The sequence below is a fragment of the Chitinophagales bacterium genome, assembly GCA_017303415.1.
Taxonomy (GTDB): Bacteria; Bacteroidota; Bacteroidia; order Chitinophagales; family Chitinophagaceae; genus SpSt-398.
Map to the genome: position 1 here is coordinate 2,996,521 of JAFLBJ010000001.1, position 17,358 is coordinate 3,013,878.

The 17,358-nt window shown below is 46.5% G+C and carries 16 protein-coding genes; 13 read left to right on the forward strand and 3 right to left on the reverse strand.

Features of this window, described 5'->3' with window-relative positions:
- Positions 1–19 precede the first annotated feature (19 nt).
- Positions 20–1,564 carry a glycosyltransferase family 39 protein gene (locus J0M30_13040; GenBank protein ID MBN8668419.1) on the forward strand — a complete coding sequence of 515 codons (1,545 nt, stop codon included), beginning with the start codon at positions 20–22 and terminating at the stop codon, positions 1,562–1,564.
- 193 nt (positions 1,565–1,757) lie between these two features.
- Here the strand turns inward: J0M30_13040 and J0M30_13045 are convergent, their stop codons facing one another.
- The 3 genes from J0M30_13045 to J0M30_13055 all read right to left on the reverse strand — a co-directional run bounded on the left by J0M30_13045 (position 1,758) and on the right by J0M30_13055 (position 4,224).
- Positions 1,758–2,750 (reverse strand): helix-turn-helix transcriptional regulator, encoded by a 993-nt coding sequence (locus J0M30_13045; GenBank protein MBN8668420.1) that lies wholly within the window; start codon positions 2,748–2,750, stop codon positions 1,758–1,760.
- A gap of 205 nt (positions 2,751–2,955) precedes the next feature.
- Positions 2,956–3,933, reverse strand: a complete 978-nt coding sequence (locus tag J0M30_13050) for a helix-turn-helix transcriptional regulator (protein ID MBN8668421.1) — start codon at positions 3,931–3,933, stop codon at positions 2,956–2,958.
- Between the two features lie 69 nt (positions 3,934–4,002).
- Positions 4,003–4,224 (reverse strand): PspC domain-containing protein, encoded by a 222-nt coding sequence (locus J0M30_13055; protein MBN8668422.1) that lies wholly within the window; start codon positions 4,222–4,224, stop codon positions 4,003–4,005.
- A 103-nt stretch (positions 4,225–4,327) separates the two neighbouring features.
- Here J0M30_13055 and J0M30_13060 point away from each other — a divergent pair, with 103 nt between their 5' ends.
- The 12 genes from J0M30_13060 (at position 4,328) to J0M30_13115 (ending at position 17,290) form a co-directional block, all read left to right on the forward strand.
- Positions 4,328–6,598 (forward strand): aconitate hydratase, encoded by a 2,271-nt coding sequence (locus J0M30_13060; GenBank protein ID MBN8668423.1) that lies wholly within the window; start codon positions 4,328–4,330, stop codon positions 6,596–6,598.
- A gap of 44 nt (positions 6,599–6,642) precedes the next feature.
- On the forward strand, positions 6,643–7,140 hold the full coding sequence (locus J0M30_13065) for a VanZ family protein (protein ID MBN8668424.1): 498 nt from the start codon (positions 6,643–6,645) through the stop codon (positions 7,138–7,140).
- Positions 7,141–7,204: 64 nt separating this feature from the next.
- On the forward strand, positions 7,205–9,355 hold the full coding sequence (locus tag J0M30_13070) for a S9 family peptidase (GenBank protein ID MBN8668425.1): 2,151 nt from the start codon (positions 7,205–7,207) through the stop codon (positions 9,353–9,355).
- Between the two features lie 364 nt (positions 9,356–9,719).
- The gene (locus tag J0M30_13075) at positions 9,720–10,160 is read left to right on the forward strand and encodes a HAMP domain-containing histidine kinase (GenBank protein ID MBN8668426.1); all 441 of its coding nucleotides are present in this window, start codon (positions 9,720–9,722) and stop codon (positions 10,158–10,160) included.
- Positions 10,161–10,186: 26 nt separating this feature from the next.
- Positions 10,187–10,597 carry an SET domain-containing protein gene (locus J0M30_13080; GenBank protein ID MBN8668427.1) on the forward strand — a complete coding sequence of 137 codons (411 nt, stop codon included), beginning with the start codon at positions 10,187–10,189 and terminating at the stop codon, positions 10,595–10,597.
- A 122-nt stretch (positions 10,598–10,719) separates the two neighbouring features.
- A complete protein-coding gene (locus tag J0M30_13085; GenBank protein ID MBN8668428.1) occupies positions 10,720–12,081 on the forward strand; it encodes a hypothetical protein in 1,362 nt (453 codons plus the stop codon).
- Positions 12,082–12,232: 151 nt separating this feature from the next.
- Entirely contained in the window at positions 12,233–13,042 is an 810-nt protein-coding gene (locus J0M30_13090; GenBank protein ID MBN8668429.1) for a 3-keto-5-aminohexanoate cleavage protein, read from the forward strand.
- A complete protein-coding gene (locus J0M30_13095) occupies positions 13,014–13,679 on the forward strand; it encodes an acetyltransferase (protein ID MBN8668430.1) in 666 nt (221 codons plus the stop codon). The genes J0M30_13090 and J0M30_13095 overlap by 29 nt, the downstream gene beginning before the upstream one ends.
- Positions 13,666–14,625, forward strand: coding sequence for a glycosyltransferase (locus J0M30_13100; GenBank protein MBN8668431.1), 960 nt, complete (start codon positions 13,666–13,668; stop codon positions 14,623–14,625). Before J0M30_13095 ends, J0M30_13100 begins: the two co-directional genes overlap by 14 nt.
- 11 nt (positions 14,626–14,636) lie before the next feature.
- Positions 14,637–15,272, forward strand: coding sequence for a DegT/DnrJ/EryC1/StrS family aminotransferase (locus J0M30_13105; protein ID MBN8668432.1), 636 nt, complete (start codon positions 14,637–14,639; stop codon positions 15,270–15,272).
- Between the two features lie 19 nt (positions 15,273–15,291).
- The gene (locus J0M30_13110) at positions 15,292–15,876 is read left to right on the forward strand and encodes a sigma-70 family RNA polymerase sigma factor (GenBank protein MBN8668433.1); all 585 of its coding nucleotides are present in this window, start codon (positions 15,292–15,294) and stop codon (positions 15,874–15,876) included.
- Entirely contained in the window at positions 15,866–17,290 is a 1,425-nt protein-coding gene (locus tag J0M30_13115; protein ID MBN8668434.1) for a hypothetical protein, read from the forward strand. Before J0M30_13110 ends, J0M30_13115 begins: the two co-directional genes overlap by 11 nt.
- Positions 17,291–17,358: the final 68 nt, after the last annotated feature.

Here is a 17,358-nt window from a genome sequence, read left to right on the forward strand (position 1 = left end):
TCCGCATTACCTTTGTCCCATGAAGGAAAAAAACTATGGCTGGCTGATCTTATTACTCGCCGCTATACTTTTAATACCTGGCCTGGGTAATACCACTCTTTGGATCTATGATGAGGTGAGGAATGCCGAATGTGCCCGTGAAATGTATGAACGGAGCGATTGGATCGTCCCAACCTTTAATGGTAAACTAAGGGCGGTAAAACCACCTCTTCATTATTATTTCATGTTTGGCGGTTATTCGCTTTTTGGGGTTTCGGAATGGGGCGCCAGGTTTTTCTCAGCAGTATTTGGCATACTCACTGTAATCATCACCTATTTTTTCACAGCGCGTTTTTCCAATCGCCGGCAAGCGCTGATCACCAGTCTTATCCTGTTGTCTTCCACACATTATCTTTTTCAATTCAGATTAGCTGTTCCCGATCCTTATCTGATCTTTTTTAATGTGCTGGCTTTGTTTAGTGGCTATGCTTTTCTGCGGGAGGGAAAAAGCGGTTGGATCTATCTCTGCGCAATGGCATTGGGACTGGGTACACTCGCAAAAGGGCCTATAGCGATCGCATTACCTGGCATGGGATTGTTCTTTTGGATAGTCTGGCAAAGGGAATGGAAAAAATTACTGGATCTTCGGATCATATGGGCTGGTATCCTTTGCCTGGCCATTGCGGTGCCCTGGTATTTATTGGTGCATAAAGCCACCGATGGCGCATTTACCCGGGGATTTTTTATTGATAACAATATCAATCGCTTTTCGTCAACCCTTGAAGGACATGGAGGCATTTTCCTGCTTATTCCCCTGTTTATATTTCTGGGAATGCTGCCTGCTTCTGTCTTTAGCCTGGAAGCTTTTCGGAAAGGGAACCAATTATACACCGACTCTTTTTTACGCTTTGCTTTGACGGCTTTTGGGGCCTATCTGATATTTTATAGTTTTTCCGGGACCAAACTCCCCAATTACCCTTTCCCGAGTTATCCTTTTCTGGCGATATTGCTGGGAAATTATTTCAATAAGGCATTGGATAAAGGAGGAATGCGATGGTATCCCTTGTTATTGCTGCTGGTGATCACGATAGCCCTCACGATTGGCGCTTATTATGGCATTCAATCTGAATCGGCCACTCGGTCGGAGGCTTCGCTTTCCACATTTGCGATCCTCTTAGTGATCGGGGCCGGGCTGGCCTTGTATTTTGCCATTAAGAAAAAGGCCTCCCTGGTATTGGGAAGCCTGTTTATTTTTTATATGGTCTTTCATTTATTCTTTTTGCATCTGCTCTATCCCCGGCTTTATCACAACAATCCACTGAATCAAACCATTGAAACCGTAAAACAATATGATACGGTGGTGGGTTATAAAAACTTTCAACCTTCTTATACCTTTTACCTGCCGAATCGAATTCACGAATTTGACCATGCAGATTCCTTGCAGCAGTTCATTAAGGATAAAAGGGTAATTGTGATCACCCGTACCGAACACCTGAAGGACCTTGAAAAAATTCCCTTGAAGGAATTAGCGCGGCATCATGATATTTTTGAATTGCCAACGACGGTGGTGTTGGGGAAGGAATGAGTTTCGTGAGGCGTGAGGCGTGAGACGTGAGGCGTGAGACGTGAGAGGTGAATGGTGAATAGTGAATAGTGAATAGTGAATAGTGAATAGTGAATAGTGAATAGTGAATAGTGAAACTTAATACGTATAATTTACCACCCCAAAAATATTTTCACCATTCACTATTCACTATTCACCTCTCACGTCTCACGCCTCACCCCTCACGAACTTCGCGCATTTCGCTGGGCAATATCCCAAACTCCTTTCTAAAGGCTACGGAGAAATGACTGAGGTTGGTATATCCAACCTGCATACCCACTTCCTTAATGGTCATATTTTTTTCCTGCAGCAGGTTACGGGCATGAATCATTCGGCTTCGTTGAAAATACTGGTAAACGGGAAGTCCAAACAATTGACGAAAATCGGTCTTGAATTTAGATGCGCTCATGCCAGCCTCCTTGGCCAGTTCATTGATGGTTGGAGCGGGTTCAAGAAAATCGTTTACAAGATGTTGCTCGGCTTTGCGAAGACGTTCTTGTTCAAACAGGGTAAAGTATCTTGTATTTTTCTCACTAAGTTCCCGTTTCATCCGGGAAACAAATTTCTCGAGCAGGAGCTTGATCCGGATCACGCTAAAGAAATCATCCCAGGCAGTAGCATGGTCATGTGTGAATACTTCTTTTAACCAGATCCTTTCTTCTGACCCCAAGGGCACCCGCCACATTTTGGATTGCTGCAATTCAAGGAATTTGAGCAGGCGTGAATTATCCATATTTTCTGGTATCGCAGACTGCATCCATTCGGGTTGAATGAGGATACGCAATGACCTTACTTTTTTCCCACCGTTCCTGGGTTGTTCCAATTCATGATCGGTAAAGGCCAGGATCATGTCGGAATATTCAAAGGGAAGGCTTTCCTGTTCGGTCATACCCGGTTCATGTTTGCTGCAATGCTCAATATGGTCGTACTGAAGAACGAAAATGGGTTGACTCGTTTTATGCCCGCTAAAGGTAAAATCGATCTTGTAGCAACATTCGGAAATGATGGCGGAAATGCCATTGCCCAGATTATAGGCCTTGCAAAAACCTTCCCCAATGTGACTGGGCAAGGCAAGTCTATCATTATCAATTTGTTGACCAAGCCCCTCTGCTAACAATTTCAACAGAACCCGACTATCCCCTTCTAAAGATATTTTTACACCAATCATAACTTCACAAGTTTAATGCGGGTGCAAAGGTAAGATGGTTGTTTAAGCAACTTGTGCCTGATTCGGGCATTTCTTTACCTGTTGCGGACTATACCTTGATTGGCCAGGATTACCGGATTTGAGGATTTGGGCAAATATCGAGATAGGGGTTTGAAAATGGAGGTTTATACTCATTTCCTGCTATACAAATTCTCCCGAGGACAAATTATAAGGAACTCGGTAACTGATTGAATTTCCGCTTAAAAGCTGCGCTGAAATTGCTCAGGTTGGCATATCCTACGGCATGTCCGACCTCGGAGACGGTATAGTTACCGCTCATGAGGAGCAGGCGGGCCTTTTCCATACGGTGGTCCTGAAAATAGCTGTAAACAGGTGCCCCGTAGATGGTTTTGAATATCTTTTTGAATTTGGAGGGGCTCATGGCGGCTTTTCGGGACAGGGCAGCAATGGTGGGTGCCGGGGTTGAAAAATCGCTAAGGAGTTCCTGTTCGGCGGCCATGAGGCGGTTAATATCTTCCCGGGAAAAGTCACGGGCTTCCGGTACCATGACCATTTCCTTTTTTAACCAGAAACAAAACTTCTCGATCAATTTGAGGATTCGTGACTGGTAAAATATCAGTGGTTTTTCTTCGCTCTCCGATTCCACCAGCTCCTGGATGATGGTTTTGGACTCGATATCCATTTTCCGGTAGATCAGTCCCGCGGTTTTCAAACCCAGGTAGCGAAGCAATACATCTTTGTTGGCAGCGATATCAAGATTATAGTGCATCCACTCGGGGGTCAGGAGTACACGGATCCCGCGAATTCCGGTCCCTTTGGAAATATAGTAGGTAACCCCATAAAGAAAACTGGTCAGGTATTGGGCCGCGCGTTGTCCATCGGAAAAGGAAGATATATCGGAGCCGATCTTAACCGTAAATTCTTTAACCTTGGTCAATTCTTCCGATATAAACGTATAGTATTCGCGATCGTCCTTTTTTCTTTCCAGAAGGATATCTTCTTTCAAATAGAAGTCGGAGATGATGGCTTCCATCCCATCCTGTAATTCGATCAGGCGCATGTATCCCTTTCCGATCCGGGGATGGAATACGAGTTTTTCCCCATCGAAGGGGCTATCAAGGGCGAGGGCAAAGTCCTTTAGGAATTGCCGGAAATTCGTCAACTCATACTCGAAGGATATCATTTTCCCTTTTTAAGAAATGATTGCAGTAATCAGGCAGGCTTAACCGGTTTCACACGGAGGTGTAATCCATCACAGGTAGCGGAAAGGGTTTCTTCGGGCGGCTAGCATATAATTTTTCACATTCATCCAAAAGGCAAGGATCATATATATGATCAAAGGTGATCCCATGGTTAACATGGATGTCAGGATAAAATACTTTCGTATGTGGGAAGAAGCGATTCCAAAACGATCACCGATAGCGGTACAAACGCCAAATGCTTTCCACTCCACGAATTCTTTGAACCGGTTCATAGGACTAATTTATAAAATTTGAACAAACCCGCCAATATGGAGTTATTCAGACAGTGTTATTTTGTACTTTCGCACCACGATTTAAATCCTCAAAACTATCTCCATGGTATTCGATCTCGACCTCATCAAAAAGACCTACGCTGAAATGCCTGCCCGGGTGGATGCCGCCCGAAAAGCCCTGGGCCGCCCCCTGACCCTGTCAGAGAAAATTTTGTACGCCCACCTGTGGAAAGGCGTTCCTATTCAGGACTTTGTCCGTGGTAAAGCTTATGTGGATTTTGCCCCTGACCGGGTGGCAATGCAGGATGCGACCGCCCAGATGGCCCTGCTCCAGTTTGATACCACCGGAAGAAAAAAGGTAGCGGTACCTTCTACGGTACATTGCGACCATCTGATCGTGGCCAAAAATGAGGGAAAAACCGACCTGAGCCGGGCGATTTCCGATAATGAAGAGGTGTATAACTTCCTTGCTTCCATATCTAATAAATACGGCATTGGTTTCTGGAAACCCGGAGCCGGGATCATCCACCAGGTAGTGCTGGAAAACTACGCCTTCCCGGGTGGAATGATGATCGGTACCGATTCCCACACGGTCAATGCCGGTGGATTGGGCATGATCGCGATCGGGGTTGGTGGAGCGGATGCCTGTGATGTAATGGCCGGGTTAAGCTGGGAACTCCTGATGCCAAAACTGATCGGGGTAAAACTGACGGGCAAGCTGAATGGCTGGACCGCCCCCAAAGACGTGATCCTGAAGGTAGCTGGCATTCTCACCGTAAAAGGAGGAACCAATGCGATCGTAGAATATTTTGGCGAAGGCGCACAGGCAATGAGCTGCACAGGTAAAGGAACCATCTGTAACATGGGTGCCGAGATCGGTGCCACTACTTCCACTTTTGGTTATGACGAAAGCATGAGTCGTTATCTGAAAGCGACCGGACGTGCCGAAGTTGCTGAAGCGGCCGATAAAATCAAAGAATACCTCACCGGCGATCCTGAAGTATATGCCAATCCGGAGAAATATTTTGACCGGGTCATCGAGATCAACCTGAGTGAATTGGAACCCCACCTGAATGGGCCCTTCACGCCCGATCTGGCCACGCCTATTTCACAAATGAAAGAAGCAGCCACTAAGAACAACTGGCCTACCAGGATCGAAGTAGGTCTGATCGGAAGTTGTACCAACTCTTCATATGAGGATATCAGCCGGGCGGTAAGTCTGGCCAAACAAGTAAAAGAAAAAGGCCTGAAACTGAAATCAGAGTTCACCATCACACCGGGTTCTGAGCAGGTACGTTATACGATCGAACGCGACGGGTTTCTGGATGTATTCGGGCAAATTGGCGCCACTGTTTTTGCCAATGCCTGTGGTCCCTGTATTGGTATGTGGGACCGTATGGGTGCTGAAAAGCAGGAAAGAAATACGATCGTGCACTCTTTCAACCGGAACTTTGCCAAGCGTGCCGACGGTAACCCCAACACACTGGCCTTTGTAGCTTCTCCTGAACTGGTGACCGCTCTGGCCATTGCAGGTGACCTGACCTTTAACCCTGTAACAGATACCCTGGTCAACGACAAAGGAGAGCAGGTTAAACTCGATCCCCCATCGGGAGATGAATTACCCCAGAAAGGTTTTGCGGTAGAAGATGCCGGATACCAGGCCCCTGCAGAAGATGGAAGTAAGGTGCAGATCGATGTAAAAGCGGATTCCAAACGCCTGCAACTTCTCTACCCCTTTGCTGCCTGGGAAGGCACCGATATAAAAGGACTCAAGCTTCTGATCAAAGCCAAAGGAAAATGTACCACCGACCATATTTCCATGGCCGGACCCTGGTTGAAATTCCGTGGCCACCTGGATAATATCAGCAATAACCTGCTGATTGGTGCTACCAACTATTTCAATGAAAAAACAGACTCCGTTAAAAACCAATTGACCGGTGAATATGGTACTGTTCCCAATACGCAACGTGCTTACAAGGCCGCTGGTGTTGGAACCATTGTGGTGGGAGATGAGAACTATGGAGAAGGCTCCAGCCGCGAACATGCTGCGATGGAACCCCGTCACCTTGGCGTGAGAGTGGTATTGGTAAAATCCTTTGCACGTATTCACGAGACCAATCTTAAGAAACAAGGGATGCTCGCCCTGACCTTTGCCAACAAGGAAGATTATGATAAGATCCGTGAGGACGATAGTTTTGATATCATCGGGCTGACCTCCTTTACGCCCGGAGTTCCCCTGAAGATCGTGTTGCACCATGCTGATGGCACACAGGACAGCATAGAAGCCAATCATAGCTACAATGCACAACAAATAGAATGGTTTAAAGCCGGCGGAGCGCTTAATGTGATCCGCGCGGAATTCGCAAAATCATAAATTAACCATGCCGCTGCTCAAACAGCGGCATTTTTTTTCTTTTCATGACTTATCGCTCCCGAAAAATAGTAGCCGGAATCCTGCTGGTGATTTGCCTGGCAGTGTTGGGGCGTTTTGTCCTTTTCAAAAAACCATTGGGCTATTATCGCCAGTATTTTAAGAGCGCAAGTATGCGTGCCGACGCGATCGAAGCCAACAAGGCCAATAATAACTATGTCCTTTTTGCCACGATCAGAAAATTTTATAAAAGCCGCCGCCTCCGCACTGAATACAAAGTGGATAATATCGGCGGAAATATTATAGGCTTTATTCCCCTGGGATTTCTTTTCCCTTTTTTCATGGGGAGGAAGTTAAAAGGAATTAAGACCATCCTGGCGGTGTTCCTTATCAGTCTTGGATTTGAATGGATTCAGTTAAAAACAGGCATAGGTGTTTTTGACGTAGACGATCTTTTCCTCAACACGACCGGTGGATTGATCGGGCTTATTCTTTATTATGGGGCGTCCTGGATGTTTCGCCCTGCACATCAGCCGATCCATTGACCGCCTATACAAATGCCCTCTTTTTTTACACAAAAAAAACTACCTTCCTGTAAAATACAACTACATGAAGAAACTGCTTTTACCACTGGGAACACTTTTCTTCCTGGTGGCTTGTAATGACCAGGGACCAACGGCTTCCCTTGTTTCTTTTAAACCCATCGACGTGAAATATCCGGAAACAAAAAAAGACACAACCGTAATCGACAATTATTTTGGAACCGCTGTTGCTGACCCATATCGCTGGCTGGAGAATGATACCAGCGCTGAAACAGCCGCCTGGGTAAAGGCCCAAAATGAAGTTACCAATGGTTACCTCAACCAGATACCTTTCCGCGATGCCATCCGGAAGCGCTATACCGAATTATTTAATTACGAGAAATTCTACAGCCCTTTCAAGGAAGGCGGATTTAATTATTATTACCTCAATTCCGGCTTGCAGAATCATGCAGTTCTTTACCGTGAAAGTGAAGAAGGTAAGGAACGCGAAGTATTTCTGGACCCCAATACATTTTCTGCCGATGGTACTACTTCCCTGTCGGGCATCAGTTTTAGCAAGGATGGTTCGATGGCGGCCTATAACATTTCACAAGGTGGAAGCGACTGGCAGAAGCTTGTGGTTATGAATGCAAAGACCAAACAACAAACAGGAGATACCCTTGAATTAAAATTTAGTGGCGCCAGTTGGAAAGGAAATGAAGGGTTCTATTATAGCACCTATCCAAAACCGGTTGATGGAAGTCTGCTTTCAGGCATGACCTCCAATCATAAATTATATTTCCATAAACTAGGCACACCACAAAGCGAAGACGTTATGGTGTTTGGTAGTGATACCAAGCCAACCCGCTATATTTCCGGTGGTGTGAGTGAAGATCAGCGCTGGTTGTTTATCTATACTGCCAATGAAACATATGGCAACGGGCTTCTGGCCATGGATCTTACCAAACCAGGCTCTCCGGTCATTACCATTGTTGGTGACATGAAGAACTCCCATGGAGTGATCGACAACGACGACCAATACTTTTATATCCAAACGGATAAAGATGCCCCGACCAGCCGGATCGTAGCAGCACCTATTGCCAACCCTGGCCCGGAAAACTGGAAAACCATCATCGAGGCCAAACCCGAAGTGCTGACAGCTTCCAGTGGTGGGGGTTATATTTTCTGCACCTATCTCAAAGACGCGATCAGCAAGGTTTCCCAGCATGATATGACAGGTAAACTGGTTCGTGAAGTGGAAATCCCAGGTATTGGTTCAGTGGTAGGTGGATTTAGCGCCAAAAAATCAGAGAAAGAACTTTATTTTGGATTTACTTCTTATACCACTCCCCTCACTATTTACAAATATGATATTGCCTCCGGCAAATCCACTCTTTATAAGAAATCGGCCCTGAAATTCAATCCGGATGACTACGAATCCAAACAGGTATTTTATAATTCCAAGGATGGGACGAAAATCCCCATGATCATTACCTACAAGAAAGGGACTAAAATGAATGGCAAGAACCCTTGTATGTTGTATGGATATGGCGGGTTCAGCGTAAGCCTGACACCTTATTTCAGTACCTCATCCATGATCCTGCTTGAAAATGGAGGAATCTATGCCGTTCCTAACCTGCGCGGTGGTGGAGAGTACGGAGAGGATTGGCATAACGCGGGTATCAAAACAAAAAAACAAAATGTATTCGACGACTTTATAGCCGCCGCCAAATACCTGGTGGACAGCAATTATACCTCGCGCGAACTACTGGCAATTGCCGGAGGAAGCAATGGTGGCTTGTTGGTAGGAGCTTGTATGACACAGCAACCTGGTATGTGCAAAGTGGCCTTCCCTGCGGTAGGTGTCATGGATATGTTGAGATATCACAAATTCACTGCCGGAGCCGGCTGGGCCTACGATTACGGAACTTCGGAAGACAGCAAGGAAATGTTTGATTATCTCCATGGGTATTCACCGATCCAGAACCTCAGACCCGCATCTTATCCGGCCACCCTTGTCACTACAGCCGACCATGATGACCGCGTAGTGCCGGCCCACTCATTTAAATTCGCCGCCACCTTACAGGAAAACCACCATGGCGCCAATCCTGTCCTGATCCGTATTGAAACCAAGGCGGGTCACGGAGCCGGGAAAAGCACCCAACAGGTCATAGAAGAAGAAACGGATAAGTGGAGTTTTATGTTTTATAATATTGGTTTGCAGCCGAAGTATGAGTAGTGGGGGGGGGGATGGTGGATGTTGGATGACAGATGACAGATGACGGATGACTGATGACTGATGACAGAGTTGCCTGAAGATCTAAATCTCCAGCTAGAGGTCGGTCATCAGTCATCCGTCATCTGTCATCTGAACTCCAACATCCAACCTCCGTCATCCGTCATCTGTCATCCGTCATCCGTCCTCTAAGCCCCCTTGTAGTATATCCTCCACACAGCCCCAAAAAATATTTACAGATAAAGGACATCCATCTCTATTTTTCCAGATGGGGTACAGGCTTTTCTTTGTATAGCAAACGAAAACGAGCAACGATTAGCCTTATCCTATGAACAATACCTATGTCCTAAATCCTGATCCGTTTTTTATGCAAGACCCTATGAACAAAGATCGTCGGGTGGGTGATCATCCTGCTGGTTCGCTAAAAACCATGGTTGATCACCTGCTCAATGCGGTCTTACCGGAGAGTGTCAGACAGTCTACCTTAATCATCAATGATATTGAGAAAAGGGTTGATTGCCAGATTAGTGAGAAAATGTTAACCTTGGTATTGGGCAATATTCTGAATGAGATTGTAAAAAATACCCACAATGGATGCATCCGTATCAAAGCGAGTCCGGATGGGGAGACCTTCTCCTTTGGGGTTGACCAAGGCAATTTCCAATTTACCCCCACCTTTTATTATTTCATTGAAACCATCCAGGTCATAGCCAGTCATCTGGGCAAAGATTTCCAGATCGGTGTCGAAAAGGGCCCCCGTTTCTTATTACGAATCGGCTTTAGTCATATTGGTCAAAAAGTAGCGTGAAATAAGCGAAACCACTATCTTGTGGCATGACCAAAGAGGAACTGCTCAACGAATTACAAAACCACACATGGATCGCCATACGCCCCTCTCCTGTTGAGGGAATTGGCGTTTTTGCCCTGCGTGATATTCCGGCAGGAACAAGGGGGTTGTTTTCCAAGGGCGTTGGCGAATGGATTCCTGTTTCCAGAAAGGAAGTGGCCTCTCTGCCCAACCATGCACGCGCCCTTATTGAAAATTACTGCTTGTACGATGAAGAGAATTACTTCATCGCTGATTATGGTTTTAAGGTCATGGACCTGGTCAATTACCTGAATCATTCTGAAACCCCCAATCTGATTTCCATCCGGGATGGGGAAGACTTTGAAACCACCCGGCTTATCCTTTCCGGGGAGGAGCTTTTTATTGATTATGGCAGTATCGTGGACAGTCAGGAATAGCTTTCCCTTAACACATCCTTTTGTTAATGTGCATTTATTGAGCAACTTTTAAGAAAATGCGGAACTCTTTTGGATAGAGAACAGTTGTTAGGTTCTCATTTAATTATTCAAAACTGTCGCGCATGAAAAAGCTACTACACTTGTACCGCCCACTCACCTTGGCTGCTTTTCTTCTGGCTCTGCTGCCTTCGTTGAATACGATGGCCCAGCGGGAGTTTGATGAGGAAGTAACCCTTCAAACCTTTTATGACGAACTGGAGCCTTATGGGCAATGGGTGGACGATCCCGAATACGGATATGTATGGGTCCCCGATGTGGAAGACCCCGATTTCCGTCCTTATAGTACCAATGGCCATTGGGTGATGACCGAGTACGGTAACACCTGGGTTTCCGATTACGACTGGGGATGGGCCCCCTTCCACTATGGGCGTTGGGCCTTTACTGATTACTATGGTTGGATCTGGATACCAGATACCGAATGGGGTCCTGCATGGGTAAACTGGCGAAGCAATGATGAATACTATGGCTGGGCTCCCCTTGGCCCTGATGTAACCGTGGATGCCGCCATTGCACCAGATTATTATGCGCCCGATCCGTGGTGGACATTTGTACCGCGTACCTATATCTATCATGATCGCTGGTATGATTATTACGTCCCCTACTACCGCAACCGGTCCTATATAACCGCCACCATCATCATTGGTAATACCTACCGATATGATAACCGTCGCTATCTCTGTGGACCGGATATATATGATCTTCGTCGGGGTGGGATCAATGTGAACATCTTTAGCATTACCAACATCAACCGACCAGGTCGTACCATTATACGTAACAACTATGTAAATATTTATCGCCCGCGATTTAATAACAACCGGGGTGATTACAGACCGGGACGCCTGGTATCAAGGGATAATTTCCACCGCGACCGTCGGGATTTTGTACGGGGCGGGAACTACGACAGAAACCGCAGATATTCCGGAAACGCAAATGGCATCCGTGGAAGACAACCCGGTGGTCAGATCCGGAATGGGAATAATAACCGGCCCCCCATGGCGGAACGACGTTTCAATGGAAACAGCAACCGCAGACCTGAGATCCGTGGCAATGAGCGCCCTTCCAATGAAAGACGCATGAACGGAAATGTGGAAAGGAGACCCAATAATCCCGGCAACAATAATGGACGCCAATTTCGGACACCCGAAAACCGGGGTTCTAATCCGGGTAACCGAACCGGTGCAGGTTCTGAAAACCGTCGGTTCAATAGCAATTCGGGCAACAGACCCCCGCAACGCGAATACAGAGGCCCCTCCACATCTCGTGGAAACGGAGCAGGTAATAGTGGAAACAGCCGAGTAAATACCCGGCCATCCGGTGGCGGATCCAACCGGGAAATAAACCGTGGCGGCAGCAACCGGGGAGGCGAAAGCCGATCTGGCTCTGGCAACGGTAACAATAATAACCGGGGACGCCGGGGCGGTTGATAAAGTGATCGGAGAATTTGAGAATTTGGGAATCTGGGAATTTGAAGATGTGTAAATTTGGGTATGTATACATCCTCTCATTTCCAGATTCTCAAATTTTCAAATTAACCCTTTGCCCTACCCAACCATTATCAACTTTTGTCCTACCGGAATGGTACCCACCAGGGACCATTCTCCATTTGTCCCTTTAAGCCCATCAGAGATCATCGAAGAAGTGCATGAGGCATTTGACCTGGGCATCACCCTGGTCCATCTGCACGCCCGTGACGAAACAGGAGCCCCTACCCCATCGCAAAAAGTTTATTCCACCATTATTGAAGGGGTGCGAAAACATTGTCCGGGTTTATTGATCTGTGCCAGTACCTCCGGGCGTACACATCCTTCCTTTGAAGACCGGTCAGCGGTTATCGAATTACGCCCCGATCTCTGTTCCCTTACCCTGGGTTCACTCAATTTTCTACACGAGGCCTCACTGAATCCCCCGGATATGATCATGGCGCTCGCAGAAAAAATGAGTCAGTACGGTGTACATCCCGAACTCGAATGTTTTGATATGGGTATGATCCATTTTGGTAAACACCTCATCAAGAAAGGTCTGTTAACAGGGCCCTTTTACTGGAACCTGTTGTTTGGAAATACGGCAGGCTGGCAGGTCAGCCTAACGGAGATGGGAATTGCCGCCAATGAATTGATGGGTGATGAACATCTTTTTGCTTTTGCCGGTATTGGAAAGGATCAGCTCACAGCTAATGCCATTGCGATCGCCAAAGGCTGGGGTGTACGTGTGGGATTGGAAGACAATCTTTGGTGGGATGCTGCCAAAACGCGTAAAGCGGATAACCTCTCTTTATTACGTCGCATTCACTCCCTGATGGAGATCCATGACCGTCCGCTCATGACTTCTTCCTCGATGGGTAAACTCGGATTCTACAATGCGCAACACATTCCTGCTGGGATATAGTGAGGCCATGATCGCCATGGTACTGGAAACCCGAAAGGCCCAAGGGTTATCCGGAAAAGTATTCATCATCCTTAACCAGGATATCGAAGAAAAATATCCCTATCTCCCATCTGGTGTACAGGTAGAGAAAATAGCGGCTCCTGACTGGAAGATACCTTCCAATGAATTTGACCTCCATTTTGGCGTGGGCAAAACCGCTACCAAAAAATTGATCTATGCTGCTTTTGAAAAATCACATGGCCTGGAGAAAAGCATGTTCACCAACCTGGTTCATCCTTCCCTGGTTATCGCTTCATCCGTGAAACTTTCCACTGGTATTTATGGAGAACCCGCCTCGGTGCTTTCTCCCTTTGCTGAAGTCGGATTTGGCGTAACCATCAACAGAGGTGTTACCATTGGGCACCATACCGTAATCGGCGATTTTGTTTCCATCAATCCAGGCACCCATATTGCGGGACATTGTCATATTGGAAACGATGTACTGATCGGAATGGGTACAAGTGTATTTGATCATGTGAGTATTGGAGAAGGTTCCGTGATCGGTGGGGGAAGTGTGGTGACCAAAGACATACCCGCTGGTGTACTTGCGTATGGACAGCCCTGTAAAGTTATCCGCTCACTTCATGACCCCGTCTGATACCAACATGCTGGTTTCTGTCTGTCTCCAAACCTACCAACAGTCGGCATTTATTCGCCAGGCCATTGAGTCGGTATTGGCGCAGGAAACTGATTTTCCATTCGAGATCCTGATCGGGGAAGATGATTCTACAGATGGCACCCGGGAAATCTGCCAGGAATACGCGCAGCGATTTCCAGGGAGGATTCGGCTTTTTCTACGACATGAACATGAAAAGATCTACATAAATGGGGTAAAAACCGGACGGTTCAATTTTCTTTCCAACCTCCAGGCAGCCCGGGGTAAATACATTGCCTTGCTGGATGGGGATGATTATTGGCCCGATACCCGAAAATTGCAAAAGCAGGTGGATGCGCTGGAAAAAGATCCTTCTTTTTCGATTTGTTTTTCACAGGTAGAGATCGAACAGGATGGTGTGACAAGGCCATACAAGGCTGTGCGCGGGACAAAGCATATTTTCACCATCACCGACCTGGCCCTGAATTGTTTTATTCAGACATGTGCCATACTGTTTCGTAATCCGGGTTTTAGCCAGGTACCGATCCATTTTTATGAAACCCCTGTATTGGATTATGCCCTTTATCTCTACCTCGCCTCCAAAGGGAAAATCTTATATTTGAAAGAGGCCAAAGCCGTATATCGCTTTCATGCGCAAGGGTTTTGGACGCTCACTCAAAAAGAAGAACAGGTAAGAAAACTTTGGCTTTTTCTGGACCGGGTCATTCCTGAATATAGTGGATACGTTCAAGAAGCCCTGGTCATGCAACGCCGCAGGTTGATTCGCACGTTGGTAAAACGACATATACGGTTGGGTGAAAAACAAAAACTGGCGGCCCTGTTGAAGGAAATTGAACAACGCAGTCCAAAGGATTACCCATCCACTCCCTATCTCATGATAAACCGGATTCGATATCAGGTAAAAGGTCTTTTTAAAAAGTCAAGCTAATATTATTGCTGATGAGATACCAGATGCATCACAACCCCTATAAGGTGGTGAACATGTTTGAAGAGGAAATGGCCAGGTACACCGGTGCACCTTATGCAGTAGCGGTAGACTCCTGTACCAATGCGCTCTTTCTATGCTGTAAATGGTTTGGGGTAAAAACTGTAACCATTCCCGCGCATACCTATCTATCCGTTCCACAATCCATTCAACATGCAGGTGGGGAAGTGCGCCTGGAAGACATAGCCTGGTCAGGAACCTACCAGCTCAAGCCCTATCCGATTTATGATTCCGCCTTACGTCTAACCTCCGGGATGTACAGCCCCGGACGGTTTATCTGCCTGTCCTTTCATTACAAAAAACACCTGCCCATTGGCAAAGGGGGTATGATCCTGACCGATGATCTCCAGGCCGTGGAATGGCTGCGCAGGGCCCGTTATGAGGGACGAGGGGCCCAGTCTTATGCCCAGGACCAGGTACCCTTTCCTGGCTGGAATATGTATATGACCCCGGCGGAGGCGGCAACAGGTCTGTCATTAATGCATAACTTATTGATTCATAACAAAGATCTTGTAGAGGAGCCGGGGTATCGCCACTTGTCCGAATTTGGGTTCATGCAGGCAACCCTGGCCGCTGACACAACGATTTGATTTCTGTAAAACAACCACTTTGCTGTCTGCACATGATCTGCTCCTACACATTGAAGGATGTGTAAAAAACAGCAGGGAGAGCCAAAAAATCATTTATAGCTCTTTCTATGGCTATGCCATGGCCATATGTGACCGCTATGTCAACAACCAGGACGATGCCCTGGAGATCATGAATGATGGTTTTTTGAAAGTGTTTATGGAGATCGGACGTTTCAAACCTGCCTTTGAAGATGTGAATAGTTCATTCAAAGGCTGGCTTCGCAAGATCATGGTATATACTTCAATCGACCATTTCCGGAGAAACAAGAAACACCGGATCCTGACGGAGATTGAACCGATCGTTTATCAGTTGCCGGCCTGGACAGAAACCGCCCTTGACCATATCTCCTACGATGAGATCATTCGGTCGATACAATTTCTTTCCCCGGCCTACCGGACCGTACTAAACCTGTTCATCGTTGAAGGATTTAGTCATGAGGAGATCTCCCGGCAATTGGGCATTTCCATCGGAACCTCCAAGTCCAACCTGGCCAAGGCAAGAAAGCAATTACAGAAGATTCTTTTAAATGAAAATAAAATAGAGGAAAATAAAAATGCTGTCTGAGGATTTTGATAAGAAGATAAGAGATGCGGCTGAAAACCATCATCCTGCCTACCGAGAAGAGGCCTGGAAAAATATGTCCCGCCTGCTCGGAAAGCATCTCCCCGAAAAAGAGAAAGAGCGTAAGCGATTTCTTTGGTTCTTTCTCCTATTTGCGGGATTACTTGCAGGATCTGTACTCATTTTTTTGCCTAAGGCCCGAAAGAATTATCAGGTAGCTACTGAAAAAACCAGTGGTGAATTCCAGCCTGGCCAGGGTAAAGAAATTGAAGGAGATAAAAATCAACCTGTTTCCGAAACGCCAACCAACCCCGGTGAACAGAAATCCACCACCCTGAATACTGAGGTACAGAAAACCACCAAAAGTTCCAAGAGTGGTTCCAATAACAGCTCCATTGCTCCTGCCGAAAAGAAAACCGACGTTTCCAGTAACGAAACCCTATCCCTCAATTATAAATCCGCAACCAGATCGAAAAGAAGCATTGACCCGGTAAGCTCCACGAAAAAAAGTAAGCGGTCTGCCGCCGGTAACAGAACGAAAAATTCGACCACCGGGTCAATGAAAGAAGATCTGTCGGAAAAAACCTTACCTGAATCACAAGGATCAATATTTGTGCAGACAATTAACCCTCCCGATCCGATCAATGAACAACCTCTTTCAACCGCTGAATCAAAAATCGAGGAACAGGCACCTGCTGCCACAACAGAGCATAAGGAGACCAAGGATGCCCCTGGCCTGGCCATGAACAAAACATCTGAAGCAGATTCCACCTTGCAGCAGACGGACCCGAGTCCGGAAAGAAAGGGAAAACCAGGTTTTGGGTCCAAATGGTCCCTGATATTATCCGCCGGGCCTGATCTGAGCTTTGCCAGCGGAAAAGCAGGCAGCCTGGAAACGGTAAAGGGCATTGGGATCGGCTATCAAATCAATGACCGGTTCAGTTTGCGTACCGGGTTCTATACCGCCCGCAAAATCTATACAGCGGAAGCAAAGGATTATAAGTTTTCCGGTAACGTGGGTAACTACTATCCCAATCTCAAGTCGGTGGACGGAGATTGTATTGTTTATGAGATCCCGCTATTATTAAACTATAATATTGTAAAAGGTGACCGGTCTTCCTGGTTTGTTTCGGGCGGATTGAGTACTCTCTTCATGCATCAGGAGGAGTATAACTATTATTATAAACCCTGGCCAACAGGAAACTATGTGCATAAGAAATGGATCGTTTCGGATAAGAATAAACACTATTTCTCCCTATTAGCCCTTTCCGCAGGATATAGCCGTAAACTCAATGACAGGTTATTTATTCAGGCCGAACCTTATATGCGTTTGCCCTTAAAGGGAGTGGGTGAAGGAAAGGTTGATCTGAAAAGTGCCGGTGTTTTGTTCTCGATCGGCTTTAAGCCCTGGAAATAGAAATAACGTTTAGCGAATACACAAGGCGCCAGGAAACTATAGAGTTCCCTGGCGCCTTTTTAATTTAT